The following is a 24215-nucleotide window of genomic DNA, read 5'->3' as shown; positions in this document are numbered from 1 at the left end:
TCCGAATGGGGAAACCCACCTCGCAAGAGGTATCCATGACTGAATACATAGGTCATGGAGGCGAACCGAGCGAACTGAAACATCTAAGTAGCTCGAGGAAAAGAAATCAACCGAGATTCCCCTAGTAGCGGCGAGCGAACGGGGAACAGCCCATCAAGCGCCTTTAGAGTTAGTGGAACAGTCTGGAAAGTCTGGCCATAGCGGGTGAAAGCCCCGTACACGAAAACTCTTTTGGCGTGATGTCGAGTAGGGCGGGACACGTGGAATCCTGTCTGAATATGGGGGGACCATCCTCCAAGGCTAAATACTCCTTACCGACCGATAGTGAACCAGTACCGTGAGGGAAAGGCGAAAAGAACCCCGGCGAGGGGAGTGAAATAGAACCTGAAACCGTGTGCGTACAAGCAGTAGGAGCAGACTTGTTCTGTGACTGCGTACCTTTTGTATAATGGGTCAGCGACTTACTGATCGTGGCAAGCTTAACCGAGTAGGGGAGGCGTAGCGAAAGCGAGTCTGAACAGGGCGTTCAGTCGCGGTCAGTAGACCCGAAACCGGCGCGATCTACCCATGGCCAGGGTGAAGGTCAGGTAATACTGACTGGAGGCCCGAACCCACTAATGTTGAAAAATTAGGGGATGAGCTGTGGGTCGGAGTGAAAGGCTAATCAAGCCCGGAGATAGCTGGTTCTCCTCGAAAGCTATTTAGGTAGCGCCTCATGTCTCACTCTCGGGGGTAGAGCACTGTTATGGCTAGGGGGTCATCCCGACTTACCAAACCATGGCAAACTCCGAATACCGAGAAGTGCAATCATGGGAGACACACGGCGGGTGCTAACGTCCGTCGTGGAGAGGGAAACAACCCAGACCGCCAGCTAAGGCCCCCAAATGTGTGCTAAGTGGGAAACGATGTGGGAAGGCAGAGACAGCCAGGAGGTTGGCTTAGAAGCAGCCATCCTTTAAAGAAAGCGTAATAGCTCACTGGTCAAGTCGGCCTGCGCGGAAGATTTACCGGGGCTCAAGCACACTGCCGAAGCTGCGGATGCCGTAAGGCATGGTAGAGGAGCGTTCCGTAGGCCGTTGAAGGTGGACTGTGAGGTCTGCTGGAGGTATCGGAAGTGCGAATGCTGACATGAGTAACGATAATACGAGTGAAAACCTCGTACGCCGAAAGTCCAAGGTTTCCTGCGCAACGTCAATCGGCGCAGGGTGAGTCGGCCCCTAAGGCGAGGCTGAGAAGCGTAGTCGATGGGAAGCAGGTTAATATTCCTGCACCGACCGTTATTGCGATGGGGGGACGGAGAAGGCTAGGCCAGCCGGCAGTTGGTGTCCGGTTTAAGCCCGTAGGTGGATCTCTTAGGCAAATCCGGGAGATCAACACCGAGAGGTGACGACGAGTTCCCAAGGGAACGAAGTGGTTGATGCCATGCTTCCAGGAAAAGCCTCTAAGCTTCAGATAACGGTTGACCGTACCCTAAACCAACACAGGTGGACTGGATGAGAATTCCAAGGCGTTGAGAGAACTCGGGTGAAGGAACTAGGCAAAATAGCACCGTAACTTCGGGAGAAGGTGCGCCCCCGTTAGGTGATCGGACTTGCTCCGTTAGCCGAAGGGGGTTGCAGTGACCAGGCCGCTGCGACTGTTTATCAAAAACACAGCACTCTGCAAACTCGAAAGAGGACGTATAGGGTGTGACGCCTGCCCGGTGCCGGAAGGTTAATTGATGGGGTTATCTTCGGAGAAGCCCTTGATCGAAGCCCCGGTAAACGGCGGCCGTAACTATAACGGTCCTAAGGTAGCGAAATTCCTTGTCGGGTAAGTTCCGACCTGCACGAATGGCGTAACGATGGCGGCGCTGTCTCCACCCGAGACTCAGTGAAATTGAAATCGCTGTGAAGATGCAGTGTACCCGCGGCAAGACGGAAAGACCCCGTGAACCTTTACTACAGCTTTGCACTGAATACTGAACCTACTTGTGTAGGATAGGTGGGAGGCTTTGAAGCCAGGACGCCAGTTCTGGTGGAGCCAACCTTGAAATACCACCCTGGTATGTTTGGTGTTCTAACCCAGGTCCGTTATCCGGATCGGGAACCGTGCATGGTGGGTAGTTTGACTGGGGCGGTCTCCTCCGAAAGCGTAACAGAGGAGCACGAAGGTTGGCTAAGCACGGTCGGAAATCGTGCGGTTAGTGCAAGAGCATAAGCCAGCTTGACTGTGAGACAGACACGTCGAACAGGGTCGAAAGACGGTTCTAGTGATCCGGTGGTTCTGTATGGAAGGGCCATCGCTCAACGGATAAAAGGTACTCCGGGGATAACAGGCTGATACTGCCCAAGAGTCCATATCGACGGCAGTGTTTGGCACCTCGATGTCGGCTCATCACATCCTGGGGCTGAAGCAGGTCCCAAGGGTATGGCTGTTCGCCATTTAAAGTGGTACGCGAGCTGGGTTCAGAACGTCGTGAGACAGTTCGGTCCCTATCTGCCGTGGGCGTTGGAGATTTGAGGGAATCTGTCCTTAGTACGAGAGGACCGGGATGGACGAACCTCTGGTGTTCCGGTTGTCACGCCAGTGGCACTGCCGGGTAGCTAAGTTCGGATTGGATAACCGCTGAAAGCATCTAAGCGGGAAGCCAACCCCAAGATGAGATCTCCCCGGGACTTCGAGTCCCCTGTAGGGCCGTGGAAGACCACCACGTTGATAGGCGGGATGTGGAAGTGCAGTAATGCATGCAGCTAACCCGTACTAATCACCCGTGCGGCTTGACCATATAACGCCAAAGCGACACACACGGATACCCCGTACATACCGCATTCACTTTACTGCCGATCGGTCGCCTGACCGGTCGGTACCCCCTTCGCCTGGCGTCCATAGAGCGGTGGAACCACCTGTTCCCATCCCGAACACAGCAGTGAAACGCCGCATCGCCGATGATAGTGTGGGGCCTCCCCATGTGAAAGTAGGTCAACGCCAGGCTCCCAATTGAAAGCCCCGTCTCAGCATTAGCTGGACGGGGTTTTTTCATGGCATGGATCGGCCCCTTCCGGAGCCCCGCCGCACCCGGTCGGGTGCGGCTGTCCACCGGACAGCCGGTCCTCGTTCGCCCCACACAGGGATAAGTAGGGCAACGCCAGGCTCCCAGTTCGAAACCCCCGTATGCCACTTGGCTGCGGGGGTTTCTGCCTTGTAGGAATCGGCGTACAAGAATAAAGGCGGATTCCTACGGCAATCGAGGATTTAGCCGATATTCACCGCCGACCATTCGCTTTACGCTCCCGGTCTGGATGATAGATAGCGGGATGAGTGGGTGGTGAAGAAGAGCACAGGTATAGCGCGGGCAGGTCTTGGTTTGTTAGTGCTGGCGTCTTTTTCGGTGCAGGCAAGTGTTCTGGATCTCAATCAGGCGTCGGCTGACGATCTTGCCGGTGTCAGTGGTGTCGGGCCGGTGCAGGCCGAACGCATCGTCTTACACCGCCTGACCGTCGGGGCATTTGCCTCGCTCGATGATCTGAAATCGGTGTGGGGTCTCGACCCGCAGATCATCCATCGACTTCGCCCCCACGTGGCGGTTCATCCTGACTGACACGCGTGATTAGATTTCTCCCCTGAGTGACTCGTTGCCCCGGCCCTGCCGGGGCTTTTTCTTGCGCTTTGTTTCATCCACGGATAGCGCCCGTGGGCATGACAATGGGGCGTCGGTGCGCGACAATGCCCCCTTTTCATTGACGATTTCTGGAACGGGTCACCATGAACCTGCACGAATATCAGGCCAAATCATTGCTGTCCGAATTCGGCATTCCCGTGCCTCCCGGCGCCTTGGTCCAGTCGGCCGACGACGTGGGCGACGGTACTCGCCTGCCGGCCAGCGAATCCGGCCGCTGGGTTGTCAAGGCGCAGGTGCATAGCGGTGCACGCGGCAAGGCGGGCGGCGTACGGTTGGTCGACAATGTGGCCGGGGTCACCCAGGCGGCGAATGACCTGATCGGCACCCGTCTGGTGACAATGCAGTCAGGACCTGTCGGCCTGCCGGTCCATTCATTGCTCGTCGAGCCCGCGGCCGATATTCGGCACGAATATTATCTGGCGATCACGGTCGATCGTGCGCTGCAGCGCGTCGTCATGGTCGCTTCGTCTCAAGGCGGCATGGACATCGAGGCGGTGGCTGACCAGCACCCGGAGTCCATCCATCGCGCGGTGGTCAATCCGACCGTCGGGCTCGCTGCCTATCAAGCGCGCGAACTGGCTTTCTCGCTCGGTCTGTCTGCCGGTCAGATGAAGGTGTTCGTGTCATTGGCGCTGAAGCTCTATCGCGCGTTCATCGAACGCGACGCGGCCCTGATCGAGATCAATCCGTTGGCAGCCCTGGCCGATGGTCAGTTGGCGATCGTGGATGCCAAGGTGGCTCTGGACGACAACGCGGAATATCGACAAGCCCAATGGTGGCAGCGCCGGGACATCGCCCAGGAGGACCCTGCCGAGCGCAAGGCGATCGATCATGGGCTCAATTATGTCTCGCTGGACGGCAACATTGCCTGCATGGTTAACGGCGCCGGCTTGGCGATGGCGACCATGGACCTGATCCAGCACGCCGGCGGCATGCCGGCCAACTTCCTCGATGTCGGCGGCGGCACCTCGGCCGCCAAGGTGACCGAGGCATTCAAGCTGATCCTCGAGAATCCGCGGGTCGAGGCCATCCTGGTCAATATCTTCGGTGGGATCGTGCGGTGCGACCTGATCGCCGAGGGCATCATCGAGGCCGCCCGTGAGGTGGCGCTTGAAGTGCCGACCGTGGTGCGCCTGGCCGGTACCAACGCCGAACAGGGCCGCCGCATGCTGGCCGAATCGGGCCTGGCATTGACGGCCGAAGACGACCTTGCCGCTGCCGCCAACCGGGCGGTAGCACTCGCCAACACCAAGCGGGAGGCTCGCCGATGAGCATTCTGGTCGACGAATCCACCCGGGTGATCTGCCAGGGGTTTACCGGCAAACAGGGCACCTTTCACTCCGAGCAGGCGATCGCCTACGGTACGCGTCTGGTCGGTGGGGTGACGCCCGGCAAGGGCGGACAGACGCATCTTGGCCTGCCGGTATTCGATACGGTCGCCGACGCGGTGCGCGAGACGGGCGCGACCGCGAGCATGATCTACGTCCCCGCGCCGTTCGCCGCGGACTCGATCCTCGAAGCGGCTGCCGCCGGTATTGAGGTGATCGCCTGCATTACCGAGGGCATCCCGGTGATCGACATGCTCAGGGTCAAGGCGGTGCTGGCGCAGGATTACCCGGATGCCTGCCTGATCGGACCGAACTGTCCGGGGCTGATCACGCCGGACAGCTGCAAGATCGGCATCATGCCGGGATCGATCCACACCAAGGGGCGCGTCGGCATCGTTTCTCGCTCCGGCACATTGACCTACGAGGCGGTCGCGCAGACCACGGCCGCCGGACTGGGCCAGAGCACCTGCGTGGGTATTGGTGGCGACCCCGTCGGCGGGCTGGATTTCATCGACTGCCTGTCGCGTTTTGCGGATGATCCGCAGACCGAGTTGGTGCTGATGGTGGGCGAGATTGGTGGCGGCGCCGAGGAAGCGGCCGCCGAGTTCATCCGTCAAGGGTATCCCAAGCCGGTGGTGGCCTACATTGCCGGCGCCACGGCGCCGGCCGGCAAGCGCATGGGGCATGCCGGCGCGGTGATCGCCGGGGGCAAGGGGACCGCCGCGGCGAAGTGTGCCGCGTTGCGCGCCGCCGGCGTGCACGTGGTGGACAGCCCGGCCGAACTGGGCGTCACTGCCGCCCGTGTGCTCGATAACCAGCCCGAGGGCATGAACGCATCGTGACCGACAATCTGAACCGAATCGAAGAACGCGAGATCGGCGGGCTTAGGATCGCGCTGGCCCAGATCAATACCCGGGTCGGGGACTGTCGAGCCAATGCCTCGCGTGTGATCGAACTGGTCGCCCGCGCCCGCAAGGAGATCGATGCACGGCTCGTCGTCTTCCCCGAGCTGACCATTTCCGGTTACCCGCCCGAAGACTTGCTGCTGCGTGAGGATTTTGTCGACTCCTGCGAGGCTCAACTGGTGCGCATTGCCGGCGAAGTGGGCGACACGGCCGTGCTGATCGGCACCCCGGGGCGGGACGCCGAGGGCTACTTGCAGAATCAGGCGGTACTGATCGATCGCGGACAGATCGTGGCCCGCTACGCCAAGCGCGCCCTGCCCAACTATGGCGTGTTCGACGAGAAGCGCTACTTCCGCAAGGGGACCTCTTCCCTGGTGGCCGAGATCGACGGCGTTCCGGTGGGAGTGGTCATCTGCGAGGATGCTTGGCGCCAGGGGCCAATCGAGGAGACGGCGGCCGCTGGTGCCCGTGTGATCTGTGTTCTCAACGCCTCGCCGTTTCATCGCCAGAAGACCCGCGAGCGCGAGGCGCAGATCGCCGAGCGCGTCCATTCCAGCGGCTGCGCGATCATCTACGTCAATCTTGTCGGCGGTCAGGACGAACTGGTGTTCGACGGGCGGTCATTCGTCTCCTGTCGCACCGGCAATCACATGCACCTGCCCGGCTTTGTCGAGAGCATCGGCTGGACGGAGATCTCGACCACGGGCGAAGTGCTGGCCCACGGCCCCAGCCATGACTGGCAACAGGGTGAGGCCGAGATCTATCGCGCCCTGACCACCGGCATTGCCGATTACGTGCGCAAGAATGGGTTTTCCGGCGTGGTGCTGGGGCTGTCGGGGGGTATCGACTCCTCCCTGGTGCTCGCGCTCGCCGTGGATGCGCTCGGGGCGGACAACGTGCTGGCCGTGCGCATGCCGTCACAGTACACCTCGCCCATGAGTCTCGAGGATGCCCAGCTCCAGTGTGACGCGTTGGGCGTGCGTTGCGAGACCTTGTCGATCGAGCCGGTCTTCGGCTCGTTCCAGGAAACGCTCTCACCGCTGTTCGCCGGCCTGGCTGAGGACGTGACCGAGGAGAACCTGCAGGCGCGTGCTCGCGGGGTGATTCTGATGGCCTTGTCGAACAAGTTCGGCCGGCTGCTGCTGACGACCGGCAACAAATCGGAACTAGCCGTCGGCTACGCGACCCTCTATGGCGACATGGCTGGTGGCTTCGCCCCGATCAAGGATGTCCCCAAGACGGTGGTCTATCAGCTCGCCCGTTACCGCAACTCGTTGGGCGGAACCGTGCGCCCCGAGCTCGACGCCGTGCCCGAGCGTGTCATCACGCGCGAGCCCTCGGCGGAGCTGCGTGCCGACCAGCGTGACTCGGATTCGCTGCCGGCCTACGCGGATCTCGATCGCATCATCGAGGCCTTCGTCGAACACGACAGCAGTATCGAGGATATCGTCGCCATGGGGCTGGACGAGGCCGTGGTTCGTCGGGTGGTCGGGATGATCCTGGTCAACGAATACAAGCGTCGGCAGGCGCCGCCGGGTGTGCGCATCAGTCGCCGCGCCTTTGGTCGAGACCGCCGCTATCCGATCAGCTCTGGCTTCCGCCCCGACAAGGTCGACGACTGAGGTTCGATTGAGGGGTCAAGGCGTGAGGTTCAGCAAGGGCCCTCCGCTCGTTGGCGGCTCTAGCCCAGATCGCCCCACTGGTACTGCAGCACCGCCACCCCGGTGATCGCGGCCGTCTCGGCGCGCAGGATGCGTGGTCCGATGGTCAGTGCCCGAAAACCGTGTTCCCCGGCCAATGCCACCTCGTCACTGGTCAGCCCACCTTCCGGGCCGACCAGCAGGGCGACCCCATTGGGGCGCGGCTGGTCGCGCAGGGCCGTGAGCGGCTGCTGGGCGCGTGGGTCGAGCACCAGCCGTATCGGTGCGCTGGTCGCCATCAGTGCCTGATCCAGTGATCGAATCGGCTCGATGGTGGGCAAGGTGTCGCGCCCGCACTGTTCGCAGGCGTTGATCATGATCTGGCGCCAGCGGGTCAGTCGCTTTTCGGCGCGGTTGCCCTTGAGTTCCAGCACGCTGCGCTCGGTTTCCACCGGCGCGATGGTGGTCACGCCCAGCTCGACCGCCTTCTGGATCACCAACTCCATCTTCTCGCCCTTGGCCAGCGCGGCCATCAGGATGATCGGAACCACCGACTCCTCGGGGCTGGGCTCGCTCGATTCGACCCGCACGCGGGCCTCGCGACGGGCCAGTGCCAGCCGGCCGTGGGCGCGACAGCCGCGGCCGTTGAACAGCTCCAGCGGCTGCCCGTCTTTCAGGCGTAGCACGTTTCTCAGGTAATTGACGGTGTCGGCCGGCAGGTCGATTTCACGCCCGGTTTCCAGCTCGTGGTCGACGAAGACGCGTCGGGTGCGCATCGGCGCTAGCCCAGCGCCGCACGCGCGGCATCGCGCGTGACTTCGAACACGTGCCGATAGTCGTCTTCGTCGAGGACGTAGGGGGGCATCCAGTACAGCGTGTTGCCTAGCGGACGCAGCAGCAGCTCGTGCTCGAGCGCGTACTGGTACGCGCGCACTCCACGGCGATCCCCGGACGGGAATGGCTCGCCCGTCGCCGGATCGATCAGGTCCATGGCGGCGATCATCCCGGTGCGACGTACGTTGGTGATGTGGGGCTCCTGGGCCAGCTCGGCCAAGTGGCGATCCATGATCGCCTGCGCTTGCTGGTTGGCGTTGATGACGTCATCGCGCTCGAACAGGTCGAGGGTGGCGAGTGCCGCCGCGCAGGCCAGCGGGTTGCCCGTGAAGCTGTGACTGTGCAGGAAGGCCCGCATACTGTTGTAGTCGTCATAGAACGCCTGGTAGACCGTGTCGCTGGTGAGTACCGCGGCCAGCGGCAGGTAGCCGGCGGTCAGTCCCTTGGACAGGCACATGAAGTCCGGGGTGATGTCGGCCTGCTCACAGGCGAACAGCGTGCCCGTGCGCCCGAAGCCGACCGCGATCTCGTCGGCGATCAGGTGGACGTCGAACTCGTCGCAGAGCATCCGCAGGCCGCGGATGTAGTCCGGGTGGTGCATGAGCATCCCCGCCGCGCACTGGACCAGCGGCTCGACGATCACCGCGGCGGTGCGGTCGGCCTGTTCCTCGAGGATCCGTCGCATGCCGTCGAGTGCCTCGGCGGCGCGCTCGCGGCAGTCGCCCCGGTCCTGGCGGCAGGCCGGCGAGGGCGCGGTGGCCGTGGTGCGCAGCAGCGGGCCGTAGGTGTCCTTGTAGAGCCCCACGTCGCCGACCGACAGCGTGCCGAGGGTCTCGCCGTGGTAGCTGTTGGCCACCGTGACGAACTCGCTCTTTTCGGCGCGACCGCAGTTGCGCCAGTAGTGATAGCTCATCTTCAGTGCCACCTCGACGCCCGAGGAGCCATTGTCGGCGTAGAAGGCTCGGTCGAGGCCGCTCGGCGTGATCTCCACCAGCCGTTCGGAAAGCTCGACCACCGGGCCGTGGGAGAAGCCGGCGAGGATGACGTGTTCGAGCTTGTCGAGTTGAGCCTTGATGCGTTCGTTGATGTAGGGGTTGGCGTGACCGAAGATGTTGACCCACCAGGAGCTGATGATGTCGAGGTAGCGTCGGCCATCGAAGTCGTACAGCCACGGCCCCTCGCCCCGCTCGACGGGCACCAGCGGGATGGACTCGTGGTCCTTCATCTGCGTGCAGGGGTGCCAGAGGACGTTGAGGTCGCGGCGTTGCCAATCCTGATTGCGGGTCATGCCGTGCTCCGGGAGTCAGTCGTGGGTTCAGCGTTCGTTGATGGTTTCGTCGACGCGACGGCCGAAGTGCCGCCCGCCATGCTCGGCCAGCGAGACGCGCACCCGGTCGCCGATGTTGAGATCGAGCACGCTTACCGCCCGGCCCTCGGGGGTGACCAGGCGGATGGTCTCGGCGTGCTGCAGGATGGCGGAGACGCGGTTGCCGTCATCGTCGACCGCCTCGATCTGCACCATTGGGCGACGCTCGATCTTGTTGCGACCGACGGCCAGCGTGCGGGTCTGCCCCTTCGCGCCCACCACCAGCGCCGGATCGCCACTGGCCATCTCGGCCAGATACCGCACCCGGTCGCCGGGGGTGACCACGTAGCCGTGGATCGCGCCGGCATTTACCCGGAAAGGGCGGGCGGCACAGTGCGGATTGTTGACGTTTTCGCTGTGGATCAGAAAGCGGGCGTGGTTGAAGCTGCCCACCAGCAGCCCTTCGCCCGGGGCGAGTTCGCCGATCAGGTCGAGGCAGCTGCGATCGCCCATGCCCACCGGGCTGATGCGGGTGATCCGCGCGTCCGTCAGCTCGACTGGTGAGGGGGCGAGTTCGGCGAGCATGCGGCCCATTGCCCCGATGGTCTCGGCATCGGCATGCCGCAGCCAGATGCCCGCCACTCCCTGCTCCATGATGGTCAGCGCCAGCTTGGCCTGCTCGGCGTCATCGACCACCTGGATTACCTGTGCGCCGCGCGCGATCAGGTTCTCCGCCGGGATAATGGTCCACTCGGCCGGTTCGACCACCGCGAGCCGATCATGGCGAACGGTTTCCTCGTCGGCCTCCCGCTCGATGCGGTAGCGCTCGAAGTCACGACCGTCCTCGAAGTCGCCGCCGGCGCCGACGCGGGGCAGGCCAGCGGTGTCCTGACCCTCGGGCAAGACCAGCGCGGTGGCACCGGCATCGGCCGCGGCCCCGGCGAGGGCGGCGTCGGTCGGTTCGATCCAGATGTGCTTGTCGGACAGCTTGATGGTCATGCGCGGGAGTATATCGTCCGTCGGCGGCTGTGGGGTCAGGGCATTGTTGCGCGGCCGATTATTCGATCAGTCCAGTCGCCGCGCCCGATTAAGCCAGTCGCCGCGCCCGATTAAGCCTTGCCCGCGATGGGGCGTCGGTCGTCGGTCCGGCTCAATCCGATGTCACGAAGCCGGCGTCGGTCCTCAGTCGCCAACCAGTCCGGCGTCGCGACAGAGCCGGATCACCGGCTGCGAGCGGTTCATGGCGTAGAAGTGGATGCCGGGTGCGCCGGCGTCGACCAGTTGGCGACAAAGGTCGGTCACCACGTCATGGCCCAAGGCGCGCAACCCCTCGAGGTCATCACCGAACCCCTCCAGTCGTTTGCGCAGCCAGCGCGGGATGTCCGCGCCGCACATGTCGGAGAAGCGCGCGAGCTGCTGGTAGTTGGTGATCGGCATCACGCCGGGGACGATCGGCACGTCGATGTTCAGCCGTTCGCAGTCGTCGAGAAAGCGCCGGTAGGCCTCGATAGAGTAGAAGTACTGCGTGATCGCCGCGTCCGCGCCGGCATCGACCTTGCGCTTGAAGTTGGCCAGGTCCGCCTCGGCGTTGGGGGCCTGCGGGTGGATCTCCGGGTAGGCGGCCACCTCGACATGGAACCAGTCGCCACTGTGCTCGCGAATGAAGGCGACCAGCTCGTTGGCATAACGAAAATCGCCGGGGTCCTGCATGCCGCTGGGCAGGTCGCCACGCAGGGCGACGATCCGCCGGATGTCCTGCTCGCGATAGTCGTCGAGGATCGCGGCAATCCCCTCGCGCGAGGAGCCGATGCAGGACAGGTGCGGGGCGGCCGGGATGCCCGAGTCGCGCTGGATCTCGCGGACCGTCTCGAAGGTCCGGGTCTGGGTGGAGCCGCCGGCGCCGAAGGTGACCGAGAAGTACTCGGGGTGGATCTCGCGGGCGAGTTCCTGGTAGACCTCGCGCAGCTTGGCCTCGCCCTCGACGGACTTGGGCGGAAAGAATTCACAGGAAACCGGGATCGGCATGCTTCCTCCGGGAAATGTAGGGCAGGCGACACGGGATGCCGTGCCGCCCCGGGGACTGTCGGTAGCGCCGGATCAGTAACGATAGGCGTCCGGCTTGAACGGGCCTTCGGCCGGAACGCCGAGGTACTTGGCCTGCGCGTCGGTCATGCGGGTGAGCACGCCGCCGAAGCCTTCGACCATGTAGCGGGCAACTTCCTCGTCGAGCTGCTTGGGCAGCACCTCGACGCGCAGCGCCTCGGCCCTCTTCTCGGCCGGTAGGTCGGCGAAGCGATCCTGGAACAGGTGAATCTGTGCCAGTACCTGGTTGGCGAACGAGCCGTCCATGATGCGGCTCGGGTGGCCGGTGGCGTTGCCCAGGTTCACCAGGCGGCCCTCGGAGAGCAGGATCAGGTAGTTCTCGCTGTCGGGGTCGAAGTCGCCGCCGGCGGTCGCCTCGCGGTAGACCTTGTGCACCTGCGGCTTGATCTCTTCCCAGGCCCAGTTTTCACGCATGTAGGCGGTGTCGATCTCGTTGTCGAAGTGGCCGATGTTGCAGACCACCGCCGTGTTCTTGAGCGCACGCAGCATCGGCGCGTCGCAGACGTTGACGTTGCCGGTGGTGGTGACGATCAGGTCGATCTTGCCCAACAGGCGTTGGTCGATGCCCTCGTCGTTGCCGGTGTTGATACCGTCGACGTACGGCGAAACCACCTCGAAGCCGTCCATCGCCGCCTGCATGGCGCAGATCGGGTCGATCTCGGTGATCTTGACGATCATGCCTTCCTGACGCAGCGAGGCGGCCGAGCCCTTGCCCACGTCGCCATAGCCGACCACCAGCGCCTGCTTGCCCGACAGCAGGTGGTCGGTAGCGCGCTTGATCGCGTCCGAGAGCGAATGGCGGCAGCCGTACTTGTTGTCGTTCTTCGACTTGGTGACCGCGTCGTTGACGTTGATCGCCGGGATCTTGAGCGAGCCCTCGGCCAGCATCTCGAGCAGACGGTGCACGCCGGTGGTGGTCTCCTCGGAGACGCCATGGATGCCCTCGAGCAGGTTCGGGTACTTCTCGTGCATCAGGCCGGTGAGGTCACCGCCGTCGTCCAGGAGCAGATTGGGCGTCCAGGCCTCGTTGGCATCGCCCGGGCCGTGGATGGTCTGCTCGACGCACCACCAGTACTCCTCCTCGGTCTCGCCCTTCCAGGCGAACACCGGGATGCCGGCCGCGGCGATGGCGGCCGCAGCGTGGTCCTGGGTGGAGAAGATGTTGCACGACGACCAGCGCACCTCGGCGCCGAGCGCGGTGAGCGTCTCGATCAGCACCGCGGTCTGGATGGTCATGTGGATGCAGCCGGCGATGCGCGCGCCGGCGAGGGGTTGCTCGGCGCGGTATTTCTCGCGGATCTTGATCAGGGCCGGCATCTCGCGCTCGGCGATGCGGATCTCGCGGCGACCCCAATCGGCGAGATTGATGTCGGCGACCTTGTAGTCGTTGAAGGCTTGCGGCTTGGTTACGGCATTCACGGTCAGCGTCCTCGTCGATTCTTTCGATGGGTATCGACCTGAACGAGAGGGCGTGTCGTGCGGCTCTTGTTCAAGTCGAGGCTTGAAAGCGAACCCGGCGGGCCGGGTTCTCAAGAGCGCCGTTGATCGGGTGGCCGAGGCGAATGCCCCGACCGCCGCGCCCCGGCCGAGCCTGACCCACCTGGCGGTGGATTGCAGCGCTCCTCGGTCGGGCGGGAGGGATTATATCAACTTCGAATGTGGGTTGCCCGAACTTGGCGTTCCAAAGGCACAGGGCTCAGCGGGGCTCAGGCCGTGCTGGCCCCTATGATGCCAGCCAGGCCGGAAATCGTTATCCCGAAAAGAAGGATTACGAGAGCTATTCTCGCGAAACGCAACCAGCTCGTATTCATCGATACATGTGTAACTGGCTTGTCATTCACTCGAACCGTTTCATCTCGTTCAATTTTTAAGCCGTTAAACGAGAAAAGCGTGAGTACCACGGTGCCGACGATTTGGAGAATTGCTCCTGTCGCAATGATGTGCGTCATGTAATTGTTAGCGAACGTTGTGATCCATTCCATACCGATTATGTGCTTGTTTTGCGTTTATAGGTTTGCGTCGGCGCGCAATGCCATGGCTCGATCGGTGCGCTCCCAGCTGAACTCCGGTTCCTCGCGACCGAAGTGGCCGCCGACGGCGGTCTTGCGGTAGATCGGTCGGATCAGGTCGAGCATCTGCAGGATGCCGTAGGGGCGCAGATCGAAGTGTTCGCGCACGAGATCGGTGATGCGTTCGTCGGGGATGTGGCCGGTGCCGAAGGTATCGACCGAGATCGAGGTCGGCTCGGCCACGCCGATGGCGTAGGAGATCTGGATCTCGCAACGGTCGGCCAGGCCGGCGGCCACGATGTTCTTGGCCACGTAGCGCCCGGCGTAGGCGGCCGAACGATCGACCTTGGAGGGATCCTTGCCCGAGAAGGCGCCGCCCCCATGGCGGGCCATGCCGCCGTAGGTGTCGACGATGATCTTGCGTCCGGTCAGGCCGCAGTCGCCCACCGGGCCGCCGATAATGAACTGGCCGGTGGGGTTGATGTGGTACTTGGTGTGCCGATCGAGCCACTCGGCCGGCAGCGTCGGCTTGACGATCTCTTCCATCACCGCCTCGTGCAGATCCGACTGGGCGATGTCCGGGTTGTGCTGCGTGGAGAGCACGACCGCGTCGATGCCCACCGGGACGCCGTCCTCGTAGCGGAAGGTCACCTGCGATTTCGCGTCGGGCCGCAGCCACGGCAGGGCGCCGGCCTCGCGCACCTCGGACTGGCGCTGGACCAGTCGGTGGGCGTAGGTGATGGGCGCGGGCATGAGCACATCGGTCTCGTTGGTGGCGTAACCGAACATCAGGCCCTGGTCGCCGGCACCCTGGTTGGCGGCATCCTCGCGGTCGACGCCCTGGGCGATGTCGGAGGACTGCTTGCCGATCGCGTTGAGCACGCCGCAGGTGTGGCCGTCGAAACCCAGTTCCGAGCTGGTGTAGCCGATGTCGACGATCACCTCGCGCACCAGCTCGTCGACGTCCACCCACGCCGAGGTGGTCACCTCGCCGGCGAGCACGACGAAGCCGGTCTTCACCAGCGCCTCGCAGGCGACGCGGGCCGACGGGTCTTGTTCCAGGATCGCGTCGAGAATCGCGTCGCTGATCTGGTCGGCGATCTTGTCCGGATGGCCCTTGGAGACGGACTCGGAGGTGAACAGGTGGCGCTTGGCGGCGTTTGCGCTCATGGCGTGCAGGCCTCTTATGCGTGCAGTTGGGGCGGTCGAATCGTGGCGGCCGGGCAGGGTGATGCCGCCCGGCGGGCGCAATCATGGCACAGCTTGCCCCGAGGTTCAGCAGCCCGGGTTCAGTGGCCCGGGTCCGGTAGCCGGGCGTTCAGTAGCCGTAGGTGCCGACCAGCAGTTCGGCGTTGCCCGAGTAGTAGCGGTTGTTTGCCGGCACGATGTCGGTCAGCTGCTGTTCCTCGAGGATGCGCTGACCCTCCTCGGTCTCGGCGAACGACAGCAGCGCCTGTTGCAGGGCGTCGCGGGTGCGCTTGTTGAGTTCCGGCGAGACCGAGAAGCCCAGGAACGGCAGGGGTTCGGTGGTGATCACCGGGTACAGGCCCGGGTAGCCGCCGACCAGCGGCGTGGGGATGACGCCCGCCTTGGCCTTGCCTTCGATTACCGCGGTGGCGACATCGCGGTTGGTACGCTCGAAGACGAGCACCGGCTGCTGAACCGGGTTGGGGAAGAGCTGGTAGAGCACCAGTGCGCCAACGGACGGGGACGGTTGAACCGCGACGCGCTTGTTCACCAGCTCCTTGGGCGAGAGGATCAGGTCGTCCTCGCGAGTGACCAGCGATTGGGTCACCTCGCCGTCAAACCGCGCGATCACCTGCCAGTTCTGGCGCTGGACGCGGAAATCGGTCACCGGGGCGGCGTCGAGCGCGATGTCGAAGTCCGATCCGCCGCGGGTTGCCTCCCAGAACGAGAGGTAGTTGGGGAACAGCTGGAGTTCCACGGTCTCGCCCAGGCGGCGACTCAGGTAGTCGGCCACCGGGGCGTAGGCCTCGTTCAGTTCCGTCTCCGGCAGGAACGGGGCGATCGCCATCTTCAGGCTGTCCTCGGCGGTGGCGGGGAGTGCCGAGGCCAGCAGCGCGGCTGCCCCGGCGAGCAGAGCGAGCAGGCGCGGGGCCTGCTCGTGTCGTTGGGTGGCGGGGCTGGTGGCGTTGGCGGGGCGCGTCGACGCGTGCATGGGCGGGGCTCTCCTGATCCTTGGCGATGGCTCGGTTGTCTTTATATCTGGGCGCGACCGGTCTTTCGCCGGTTTGCTTGCGGTGCCTGAAGTCGTTTTGTCCTGTGCTGCAGAGCAGCTCTGCAGCCTCGCCACCGGCGACGTGGCGGTCATTCAAATCGGAAGGAAAAATATCACAGTTGCCCTCGGGGCGGCGAGCAGACCCTCGGGGCAACCGCGGGACACCGACAGCGGCTTGCCGGCCGGTGGGTCTGTCGTGCGAGACTGGCGGGCTCGCGAAACCCGCTATCGCTTGTTGCTTCCCCCCGTGACCATTTAAGGAGGTTTGCCCATGGCTCGCACCGAAACCCCGGTCTGTGATTTTGGACGCCCAGCTGTTGATTTTGCCCTGCCGGACGTCGAGGGGCGTATCTGGCGCCTGAGTGACGTGCAGGGTGAGAAAGGCACGCTGGTGATGTTCATCTGTAACCACTGCCCCTACGTCAAGGCGGTGCTCGATCGTATCGTGCGCGATGCGCGCGAGCTCAAGGGGCAGGGGGTTAACACGGTGGCGATCATGTCCAACGACCCCAGCGACTACCCGGAGGACTCGCCGGAGAACATGAAGCGGGTCGCCGAGGCGCACAAGTTCTCCTTTCCCTACCTGATTGACGAATCGCAGGCGGTGGCCAAGGCCTATGGCGCGGTCTGCACGCCGGACTTTTTCGGTTACAACGCCGATCTCGAGTTGCAGTACCGCGGTCGTCTGGACGCCTCGCGCAAGGAGGCCGAGCCGGATGCGCCGCGCGAGCTGTTCGAGGCGATGAAGCAGGTGGCCGAGACCGGTCGCGGCCCCGAGGAGCAGGTGCCCTCCATGGGGTGCTCGATCAAATGGCGCCAGGCCTGATCTGACTGGCCTGGTCGGCCTTTTCGGCCTGCCGAGAAGGTGATGGCTGTCGTTCCTAAGTAATTGAAAAACAGGGTGGTTGCCTTGTGTGAGGGTTTTGGGGACAATGTCGCGCAACTTCCGCGCCTGCCCCAAGGCTAGGCGCCGTCGTCTGCGTGCGCAATGCACACGGCGCCAAGAACCGCTTCTTTTTCAACCCTTTGGAGTGTTTTATGTCGACACGTAGAGAGCTTGCCAACGCGATTCGCGCGTTGAGCATGGACGCCGTTCAGAAGGCGAATTCGGGTCACCCGGGTGCCCCCATGGGCATGGCGGACATCGCCGAGGTGCTGTGGAACGACTACATGCACCACAACCCGAAGAACCCGGAATGGCCGAACCGCGACCGTTTCGTGCTCTCCAACGGCCACGGCTCGATGCTGATCTACTCTCTGCTCCACCTGACCGGCTACGAACTGCCGATGGAAGAGCTGAAGAACTTCCGTCAGCTGCACTCCAAGACCCCGGGCCACCCGGAATACGGGTATACCCCGGGCGTCGAGACCACCACCGGTCCGCTCGGCCAGGGTCTCACCAATGCCGTCGGCATGGCGATCGCCGAGAAGATGCTCGCCGGCCAGTTCAACAAGCCGGGCCATAAGGTCGTCGACCACTACACCTACTGCTTTTTGGGTGACGGCTGCCTGATGGAAGGCATCTCCCACGAGGCCTGCTCGCTGGCAGGCACCCTGGGTCTGGGCAAGCTGGTCGCCTTCTACGACGACAACGGCATCTCCATCGACGGTCACGTCGAGGGCTGGTTCACTGACGACACGCCCAAGCGTTTCGAGGCCTACGGCTGGCACGTTGTTCGTGACGTCGACGGTCACGATGCCGACGCCATCGACGCGGCCATCCGCGAGGCGCGTTCGGTCAACGACAAGCCGACCATGATCTGCACCAAGACCGTGATCGGCTTTGGCGCGCCGAACCTCTGCGGCACTCACGACTGCCACGGCGCCGCGTTGGGCGATGCCGAGGTCAAGGCCACCCGCGAGAACATTGGCTGGAGCCACGAGCCGTTCGTCATTCCGGACGAGGTCTACGCCGGCTGGGACGCCACCGAAAAGGGTGCGAAGGCCGAGGCCGAGTGGAACGAGACCTTTGCCGCCTACGAGAAGGCCTTCCCGGCCGAAGCCGCCGAGCTCAAGCGTCGCCTGAACGGCGAGCTGCCGGCCGACTTCAACCAGAAGATGGATGCGCTGATCAAGGAGATCGACGCCAAGGGCGAGAGCGTCGCCTCGCGCAAGGCCTCCCAGGCCGTGATCACCGGTCTGGCCGACATGCTGCCGGAACTGGTCGGCGGTTCGGCCGACCTGGCGCCGTCCAACCTGACCACCTGGAAGGGCTGCACCGCGCTGACCGCCACCGAGTCGGATGCCAACTACATCCACTACGGCGTGCGCGAGTTCGGCATGAGCGCCATCATGAACGGCATGGTGCTGCACGGCGGCCTGCTGCCGTACGCTGGCACCTTCCTGATGTTCTCCGAGTACGCCCGCAACGCGCTGCGCATGGCCGGCCTGATGAAGATCGGCTCGATCTTCGTCTACACCCACGATTCCATCGGTCTGGGTGAAGACGGTCCGACCCACCAGCCGGTCGAGCAGATTGCCACCATGCGCCTGATCCCGCGCATGCAGACCTGGCGCCCCTGTGACGCGGTCGAGACCGCGGTGGCCTGGAAGCAGGCGGTCGTCCGTCGTGACGCGCCGACCTCGCTGGTCTTCTCGCGTCAGGGCCTGCCGCACCAGACCCGCAGCGCCGAGCAGATCGCCAACATCGATAAGGGCGGTTACGTGCTGAAGGACTGCGACGGCACGCCGGACCTGATCCTGATTGCTACCGGCTCCGAGGTCGGCTTGGCGATGGATGCCGCCGAGAAGCTGACCGACAAGAAGGTGCGCGTCGTCTCCATGCCGTGCGTCGAGGCCTTCGACGCCCAGGACGACGCCTACCGCGAGTCGGTGCTGCCGAGCGGCGTGACCGCCCGCATGGCCGTCGAGGCCGGTGTCACCCAGGGTTGGTACAAGTACGTCGGCAGCCAGGGCAAGGTCTTCGGCCTGGACACCTTCGGCGAGTCCGCCCCGGCCGGTGACCTGTTCGAGTACTTCGGCTTCACCGCCGATCGCGTCGCCGAGGAAGCCCGCAAGCTGGGCTGATCCGGGCTCGCATCAACCGTTTTCGGGCGCATGTGTCGTCAATCGCATGCGCCCTGACTGATTTGTATCCACGTATCGATTAGGAGAAAACCCATGGCTATTCGTGTCGGTATCAACGGCTTCGGTCGTATCGGTCGCATGGTGTTCCGTGCGGCGACCCAGGAGTTCCCGGAGCTGGAAATCGTTGGCATCAACGACCTGCTCGAGCCGGAGTACCTGGCGTACATGCTCAAGTACGACTCTGTGCACGGCCGTTTCGACGGTGACGTGTCGGTCGAAGGCAACAACCTGGTCGTCAACGGCAAGAAGATCCGCCTGACCGCCGAGAAGGACCCGTCCCAGCTCAAGTGGGGCGACCTGGACGTTGACGTCGTGGTCGAGTCCACCGGCCTGTTCCTCACCGAGGAGACCTGCCAGAAGCACATCGACGCTGGTGCCAAGAAGGTCGTTCAGTCGGCCCCGTCCAAGGACGCCACCCCGATGTTCGTCTACGGCGTAAACCACAACGACTACGCCGGCCAGCAGATCGTTTCCGCTGCCTCCTGCACCACCAACTGCCTGGCGCCGGTGGCCAAGGTCCTGAACGATAAGTTCGGCATCAAGCGTGGCCTGATGAGCACCGTTCACGCCGCCACTGCCACCCAGAAAACCGTTGATGGCCCGTCCCAGAAGGACTGGCGCGGCGGCCGCGGCATCCTGGAGAACATCATCCCGTCCTCCACCGGTGCCGCCAAGGCCGTGGGCAAGGTCCTGCCGGCCCTGAACGGCAAGCTGACCGGCATGGCGTTCCGCGTCCCGACCTCCGACGTCTCTGTTGTCGACCTGACCGCCGAGCTGGAGAAGGGCGCCTCCATGGACGACATCAAGGCCGCCATGAAGGAAGCCTCCCAGGGCGAACTCAAGGGCGTGCTGGGTTACACCGAGGAAGCGGTCGTTTCCACCGACTTCCGTGGTCACCCGGAGCCGTCCGTGTTCGATGCCAAGGCCGGCATCGCCCTGGACGACACCTTCGTCAAGGTTGTCGCCTGGTACGACAACGAGTTCGGTTACACCTGCAACATGCTGCGCGTCGTGCAGCACGTCGGGAAGTAAATCGACTGACCGGAACGGGTGGGTTTTCCCACCCGTTTTTCCACCTGTCTTTCGCACCGCGCGAGAGCCGTAAGGACTGGGCGTCACCGAGTCGCCTCCCATTCCTTACCGCTTTTTATCTGTCTCATTGAGGAGTTTTCCATGGCGAACGTCATCCGCATGACTGATCTCGATCTTGCCGGCAAGCGCGTGTTGATCCGCGCCGACCTGAACGTGCCGGTCAAGGACGGCAAGGTCACCTCCGATGCGCGCATCAGCGCCTCGCTGGGGACCATCAAGGCCGCGCTCGACCAGGGCGCCCACGTGATGGTCACCTCGCACCTGGGTCGCCCGACCGAGGGTGAATTCTCCGAGGGTGATTCGCTCGCCCCGGTCGCCAAGGACCTGGGCGAGAAGCTCGGCCGCGAGGTGCGCCTGGTACGCGACTACCTCGGCGCGAACGTCGAGGTGGGCGCCGGTGAAGTCGTCATGCTCGAGAACGTCCGCTTCAACAAGGGCGAGAAGAAGAACGACGAGGCGCTCTCGAAGCAGTACGCCGCGTTGTGCGACGTCTTCGTCATGGACGCCTTTGGCACCGCTCACCGCGCGCAGGCCTCCACCCACGGCGTGGCCAAGTTCGCGCCGACCGCTTGCGCCGGCACCCTGCTCACCGAGGAGCTCGAGGCGTTGACCAAGGCGCTGGCCAACCCGGCCCGCCCGATGGTCGCCATCGTCGGCGGTTCCAAGGTCTCCACCAAGCTGACCGTGCTCGAGTCGCTGGCGGCCAAGGTCGACCAGCTGATCGTCGGCGGCGGCATCGCCAACACCTTCGTCAAGGCCGCCGGTCACGGCGTGGGCAAGTCGCTCTGCGAGGACGACCTGGTCCCGACCGCCAAGGCCTTGATGGACAAGCTTAAGAGCAATGGTGCCAACATCCCGCTGCCGACCGACGTGGTCGTCGGCAAGCAGTTCGACGAGAACGAGCCGGCAGTCCTCAAGCGCGTCGAGGACGTTGCCGATGACGACATGATCTTCGACATCGGGCCGGAGAGCGCCGAGGCCCTGGCTAAAGTGATCGAGAACGCCGGCACCGTCGTCTGGAACGGCCCGGTCGGCGTGTTCGAGTTCGACCAGTTCGGCGACGGTACCAAGCGCATCTCCCAGGCGATCGCTGACACCAAGGCCTTCACCCTGGCCGGTGGCGGTGACACCATCGCGGCGATCCAGAAGTACGACATCTACGACAAGGTGAGCTACATCTCGACCGCCGGTGGCGCGTTCCTCGAGTTCCTGGAAGGCAAGACCCTGCCGGCGGTTGCCATGCTCGAAGAGCGGGCGAAAGGCTGATGGCAAACATGCACGGTTCCACTGATCATCTTCCGGCGCAGCGACGCACCAAGATCGTCGCGACGCTGGGCCCGGCCAGTGACGACCTGGCCACCATCACCGCCCTGGTGCGGGCGGGCATCGATGTTGTGCGGATGAATTTCTCGCACGGCAAGGCCGCCGACCACCAGCGGCGCGCCGACATGGTGCGCGAGGCCGCGGCCGCCGAGGGTCGCTACGTCGCGATCCTGGGTGACCTGCAGGGCCCGAAGATCCGCATCGACCGCTTCAAGGACGGCAAGGTAGAGCTCGAAGAGGGCAAGTCGTTCACCCTCGATGCGGACCTCGATCCGGATGGCGGCGACCAGACCAAGGTCGGTATCACCTACAAGGCGCTGGTTTCCGACTCGCGCCCGGGTGACATCCTGCTGCTCGACGACGGCCGCATCGTCCTCAAGGTCGACGAGGTCCAGGGCAACCAGGTGCGCACCACGGTGGCCGTCGGCGGCATGCTGTCGAACAACAAGGGCATCAACCGTCAGGGCGGTGGCCTGTCCGCTCCGGCGATCACCGACAAGGATCGCGCCGACATCAAGACGGCCGCCCAGATCGGTGTCGACTACATCGCGGTTTCGTTCCCGCGTTCGGGCGAGGACATCCACGAGGCCCGTCGCCTGTTGCAGGAAGCCGGCTGCCGCGCGCACATCGTCTCCAAGATCGAGCGTGCCGAGGCGGTCGACTGCATCCGCGAGATCATTCAGGCCAGTGACGCGATCATGATCGCGCGCGGTGACTTGGGCGTGGAGATCGGCGACGCCGAGCTGCCCGCGGTGCAGAAGGCCTTCATCAAGATGGCCAAGGAGCTCAACCGGCCCGTCATCACCGCGACCCAGATGATGGAGACCATGATCGACAACCCGATCCCGACCCGGGCCGAGGTGTTCGACGTGGCCAACGCGGTGCTCGACGGCACCGACGCGGTCATGCTTTCGGCCGAGACGGCTGCCGGCAAGTACCCGGTGCGGGTGGTCGAGACCATGGCGCGTGTCTGCCACCGGGCGGAGTACCAGATCGAGGCCAAGAAGAGCGCGCCGCCCTTGGACGTGCCCTTCGAGCGGATCGACCAGGCGATCGCCTACTCGGCGATCTACACGGCAAACCACCTCTCGGTCGCAGCCATCGTCGCGCTGTCCGAGTCGGGGGCGACGCCGCTGTGGATGTCGCGGGTCGATACCGACATCCCGATCTACACCTTCACCCGTTCGGAGGAGACCGCGCGCCGCGTGGGTCTCTACCGTGGCGTGCAGGCGGTGCACTTCCCGGTACCGTCAACCGATCATGCCGAGGTCAACCGGATGGTGATCGAGAGCCTCCAGCAGATGGAGAAGCTCGACGAGGGCGATCTGGTGATCATCACCAAGGGCGACCTGATGGGTCAGATGGGTGGCACGAACGCCATGAAGATCGTTCGAGTCGGGGACGTGATCTCCGTCGACTGACGGGCGGCGGTCAGGTCCTGGCGCGATTTGGGATATCCGGGTGCGCTGGGTATGCTGTCGCGCTGATTGAATTTTCGGTGACCGAATCGGTCCGATCCGGTCACCGCCACGATTTCGCAACTACGTTTCAACTTGAGGAGAGGCACTATGGCGCTCATTTCGCTTCGCCAGCTGCTGGATCATGCCGCTGAACACAGCTACGGCATGCCGGCGTTCAACGTCAACAACATGGAGCAGATCCACGCGATCATGCAGGCCGCCGACGAAGTCGACAGCCCGGTGATCCTGCAGGGCTCTGCCGGTGCGCGCAAATACGCCGGCGAGCCGTTCCTGCGCCACCTCGTCGAGGCGGCCACCGAGATGTACCCGCACATCCCGATCGTCATGCACCAGGACCACGGTTCGGATCCGGGCGTCTGCCTGCGCGCGATCCAGTCGGGCTTCTCTTCGGTCATGATGGACGGCTCCCTGCTGCCGGACATGAAGACCCCGTCCGACTACGAGTACAACGCCAACGTCACCGCCAAGGTCACCGAGATGGCGCACGCCGGCGGTGTTTCCGTTGAAGGTGAGTTGGGCTGCCTCGGCTCGCTGGAAACCGGCGAGATGGGCGAGGAAGACGGCCACGGTGCGGAAGGCAAGCTGGACATGGACATGCTGCTGACCGACCCGGAAGAAGCGGCTCAATTCGTCAAGCACACCGACTGTGACGCGCTGGCGATTGCCATCGGCACCAGCCACGGCGCCTACAAGTTCACCCAGAAGCCGACCGGCCAGATCCTGCGCATCGACCGCGTCAAGGAGATCCACCAGCGGATCCCGGACACGCACCTGGTCATGCACGGCTCCTCCTCCGTACCGGAAGAGTGGCTCGAGATCATCAACAACTACGGCGGCGACATGGGCCAGACCTACGGCGTGCCGGTTGAAGAGATCGTCGAAGGCATCAAGCACGGCGTTCGCAAGGTCAACATCGACACCGACCTGCGCATGGCGTCCACCGGTGCCGTTCGCAAGCACCTCGAAGAGAACAAGTCCAACTTCGACCCGCGCAAATTCCTCAAGGAAGCGACTGCCGGCATGCAGGCGATCTGCAAGGCTCGCTTCGAGGCATTCGGCTCGGCCGGCATGGCTTCCAAGATCCGTCCGATCTCCCTGGAAGAAATGTACAAGCGTTACGAGTCCGGCAGCCTCAAGCAGAAGATCCGCTGATCTTTGCTTGACCGGGCAATCGCCCGGTACTGCTTGAAACGATAACCCCGCTGAT

General features: G+C 63.8%; 18 protein-coding genes, 2 rRNA genes and 1 riboswitch (1 of these 21 cut by a window edge). Of the genes, 12 read left to right on the top strand and 8 right to left on the bottom strand.

Annotation, left to right across the window (positions count from 1 at the left end; genetic code table 11):
* The 6 genes from VWP12_RS01755 to VWP12_RS01730 all read left to right on the top strand — a co-directional run.
* A 23S ribosomal RNA gene (locus VWP12_RS01755) occupies positions 1-2767 on the top strand; it begins 112 nt to the left of the window's first position.
* A 90-nt stretch (positions 2768-2857) separates the two neighbouring features.
* Positions 2858-2973, top strand: a 5S ribosomal RNA gene (gene rrf, locus VWP12_RS01750).
* A gap of 334 nt (positions 2974-3307) precedes the next feature.
* Positions 3308-3580, top strand: a complete 273-nt coding sequence (locus tag VWP12_RS01745; RefSeq protein ID WP_410474345.1) for a ComEA family DNA-binding protein — start codon at positions 3308-3310, stop codon at positions 3578-3580.
* 164 nt (positions 3581-3744) lie between these two features.
* A complete protein-coding gene (gene sucC, locus VWP12_RS01740) occupies positions 3745-4932 on the top strand; it encodes an ADP-forming succinate--CoA ligase subunit beta (RefSeq protein WP_410474344.1) in 1188 nt (395 codons plus the stop codon).
* Positions 4929-5831 (top strand): succinate--CoA ligase subunit alpha, encoded by a 903-nt coding sequence (gene sucD / locus VWP12_RS01735; protein ID WP_410474343.1) that lies wholly within the window; start codon positions 4929-4931, stop codon positions 5829-5831. Before sucC ends, sucD begins: the two co-directional genes overlap by 4 nt.
* Entirely contained in the window at positions 5828-7516 is a 1689-nt protein-coding gene (locus VWP12_RS01730) for an NAD+ synthase (protein WP_410474342.1), read from the top strand. The genes sucD and VWP12_RS01730 overlap by 4 nt, the downstream gene beginning before the upstream one ends.
* A 59-nt stretch (positions 7517-7575) precedes the next feature.
* Here VWP12_RS01730 and VWP12_RS01725 read toward each other — a convergent pair whose 3' ends face one another.
* From VWP12_RS01725 to VWP12_RS01690, 8 genes are all read right to left on the bottom strand, one after another.
* A complete protein-coding gene (locus VWP12_RS01725; protein ID WP_410474341.1) occupies positions 7576-8310 on the bottom strand; it encodes a 16S rRNA (uracil(1498)-N(3))-methyltransferase in 735 nt (244 codons plus the stop codon).
* Positions 8311-8315: 5 nt separating this feature from the next.
* Positions 8316-9656: an adenosylmethionine--8-amino-7-oxononanoate transaminase gene (locus VWP12_RS01720; protein WP_410474340.1), complete on the bottom strand. Its 1341-nt coding sequence runs from the start codon at positions 9654-9656 to the stop codon at positions 8316-8318.
* A gap of 27 nt (positions 9657-9683) precedes the next feature.
* Positions 9684-10673 carry a 3-dehydroquinate synthase II gene (locus tag VWP12_RS01715; protein WP_410474339.1) on the bottom strand — a complete coding sequence of 330 codons (990 nt, stop codon included), beginning with the start codon at positions 10671-10673 and terminating at the stop codon, positions 9684-9686.
* 183 nt (positions 10674-10856) lie between these two features.
* A complete protein-coding gene (metF, locus tag VWP12_RS01710) occupies positions 10857-11699 on the bottom strand; it encodes a methylenetetrahydrofolate reductase [NAD(P)H] (protein WP_410474338.1) in 843 nt (280 codons plus the stop codon).
* Between the two features lie 72 nt (positions 11700-11771).
* Positions 11772-13196, bottom strand: a complete 1425-nt coding sequence (gene ahcY / locus VWP12_RS01705) for an adenosylhomocysteinase (RefSeq protein WP_410474337.1) — start codon at positions 13194-13196, stop codon at positions 11772-11774.
* Positions 13197-13303: 107 nt separating this feature from the next.
* A riboswitch (S-adenosyl-L-homocysteine riboswitch) is annotated at positions 13304-13408 on the bottom strand.
* Between the two features lie 75 nt (positions 13409-13483).
* On the bottom strand, positions 13484-13759 hold the full coding sequence (locus VWP12_RS01700; protein ID WP_410474336.1) for a hypothetical protein: 276 nt from the start codon (positions 13757-13759) through the stop codon (positions 13484-13486).
* 24 nt (positions 13760-13783) lie between these two features.
* Positions 13784-14956, bottom strand: a complete 1173-nt coding sequence (gene metK, locus VWP12_RS01695; protein WP_410474335.1) for a methionine adenosyltransferase — start codon at positions 14954-14956, stop codon at positions 13784-13786.
* A gap of 148 nt (positions 14957-15104) precedes the next feature.
* A complete protein-coding gene (locus VWP12_RS01690) occupies positions 15105-15965 on the bottom strand; it encodes a phosphate/phosphite/phosphonate ABC transporter substrate-binding protein (RefSeq protein ID WP_410474334.1) in 861 nt (286 codons plus the stop codon).
* Between the two features lie 331 nt (positions 15966-16296).
* On the opposite strand from VWP12_RS01690, the gene VWP12_RS01685 reads away from it, so the two are divergent.
* The 6 genes from VWP12_RS01685 to fba all read left to right on the top strand — a co-directional run bounded on the left by VWP12_RS01685 (position 16297) and on the right by fba (position 24160).
* The gene (locus VWP12_RS01685) at positions 16297-16851 is read left to right on the top strand and encodes a thioredoxin family protein (protein ID WP_410474333.1); all 555 of its coding nucleotides are present in this window, start codon (positions 16297-16299) and stop codon (positions 16849-16851) included.
* 212 nt (positions 16852-17063) lie between these two features.
* Positions 17064-19052 carry a transketolase gene (gene tkt / locus VWP12_RS01680; protein ID WP_410474332.1) on the top strand — a complete coding sequence of 663 codons (1989 nt, stop codon included), beginning with the start codon at positions 17064-17066 and terminating at the stop codon, positions 19050-19052.
* Between the two features lie 93 nt (positions 19053-19145).
* Positions 19146-20144, top strand: coding sequence for a type I glyceraldehyde-3-phosphate dehydrogenase (gene gap / locus VWP12_RS01675; RefSeq protein ID WP_125199671.1), 999 nt, complete (start codon positions 19146-19148; stop codon positions 20142-20144).
* Between the two features lie 141 nt (positions 20145-20285).
* Positions 20286-21470 (top strand): phosphoglycerate kinase, encoded by a 1185-nt coding sequence (locus VWP12_RS01670; protein WP_410474331.1) that lies wholly within the window; start codon positions 20286-20288, stop codon positions 21468-21470.
* Positions 21471-21478: 8 nt separating this feature from the next.
* Entirely contained in the window at positions 21479-22948 is a 1470-nt protein-coding gene (gene pyk / locus VWP12_RS01665; RefSeq protein ID WP_410474330.1) for a pyruvate kinase, read from the top strand.
* Between the two features lie 147 nt (positions 22949-23095).
* A complete protein-coding gene (gene fba / locus VWP12_RS01660; protein ID WP_322521303.1) occupies positions 23096-24160 on the top strand; it encodes a class II fructose-bisphosphate aldolase in 1065 nt (354 codons plus the stop codon).
* Positions 24161-24215: the final 55 nt, after the last annotated feature.

It is taken from the genome of Guyparkeria sp. TX1 (genome assembly GCF_046523965.1).
Taxonomy (GTDB): Bacteria; Pseudomonadota; Gammaproteobacteria; order Halothiobacillales; family Halothiobacillaceae; genus Guyparkeria.
Note: the sequence above shows the minus strand (reverse complement) of the source record. Positions and strands in the feature narration are given on the sequence as shown.

What these genes read in the sequence shown, in the direction of transcription:
- sucD (WP_410474343.1), top strand. Translation starts at nt 4,929, where the DNA reads ATGAGCATTCTGGTCGACGAATCCACCCGGGTGATCTGCCAGGGGTTT.
- fba (WP_322521303.1), top strand. Translation starts at nt 23,096, where the DNA reads ATGGCGCTCATTTCGCTTCGCCAGCTGCTGGATCATGCCGCTGAACAC.
- VWP12_RS01715 (WP_410474339.1), bottom strand. Translation starts at nt 10,673, where the DNA reads ATGACCATCAAGCTGTCCGACAAGCACATCTGGATCGAACCGACCGAC.
- VWP12_RS01690 (WP_410474334.1), bottom strand. Translation starts at nt 15,965, where the DNA reads ATGCACGCGTCGACGCGCCCCGCCAACGCCACCAGCCCCGCCACCCAA.
- tkt (WP_410474332.1), top strand. Translation starts at nt 17,064, where the DNA reads ATGTCGACACGTAGAGAGCTTGCCAACGCGATTCGCGCGTTGAGCATG.
- metK (WP_410474335.1), bottom strand. Translation starts at nt 14,956, where the DNA reads ATGAGCGCAAACGCCGCCAAGCGCCACCTGTTCACCTCCGAGTCCGTC.
- VWP12_RS01685 (WP_410474333.1), top strand. Translation starts at nt 16,297, where the DNA reads ATGGCTCGCACCGAAACCCCGGTCTGTGATTTTGGACGCCCAGCTGTT.
- VWP12_RS01670 (WP_410474331.1), top strand. Translation starts at nt 20,286, where the DNA reads ATGGCGAACGTCATCCGCATGACTGATCTCGATCTTGCCGGCAAGCGC.
- VWP12_RS01720 (WP_410474340.1), bottom strand. Translation starts at nt 9,656, where the DNA reads ATGACCCGCAATCAGGATTGGCAACGCCGCGACCTCAACGTCCTCTGG.
- pyk (WP_410474330.1), top strand. Translation starts at nt 21,479, where the DNA reads ATGCACGGTTCCACTGATCATCTTCCGGCGCAGCGACGCACCAAGATC.
- VWP12_RS01725 (WP_410474341.1), bottom strand. Translation starts at nt 8,310, where the DNA reads ATGCGCACCCGACGCGTCTTCGTCGACCACGAGCTGGAAACCGGGCGT.
- sucC (WP_410474344.1), top strand. Translation starts at nt 3,745, where the DNA reads ATGAACCTGCACGAATATCAGGCCAAATCATTGCTGTCCGAATTCGGC.
- gap (WP_125199671.1), top strand. Translation starts at nt 19,146, where the DNA reads ATGGCTATTCGTGTCGGTATCAACGGCTTCGGTCGTATCGGTCGCATG.
- metF (WP_410474338.1), bottom strand. Translation starts at nt 11,699, where the DNA reads ATGCCGATCCCGGTTTCCTGTGAATTCTTTCCGCCCAAGTCCGTCGAG.
- VWP12_RS01700 (WP_410474336.1), bottom strand. Translation starts at nt 13,759, where the DNA reads ATGGAATGGATCACAACGTTCGCTAACAATTACATGACGCACATCATT.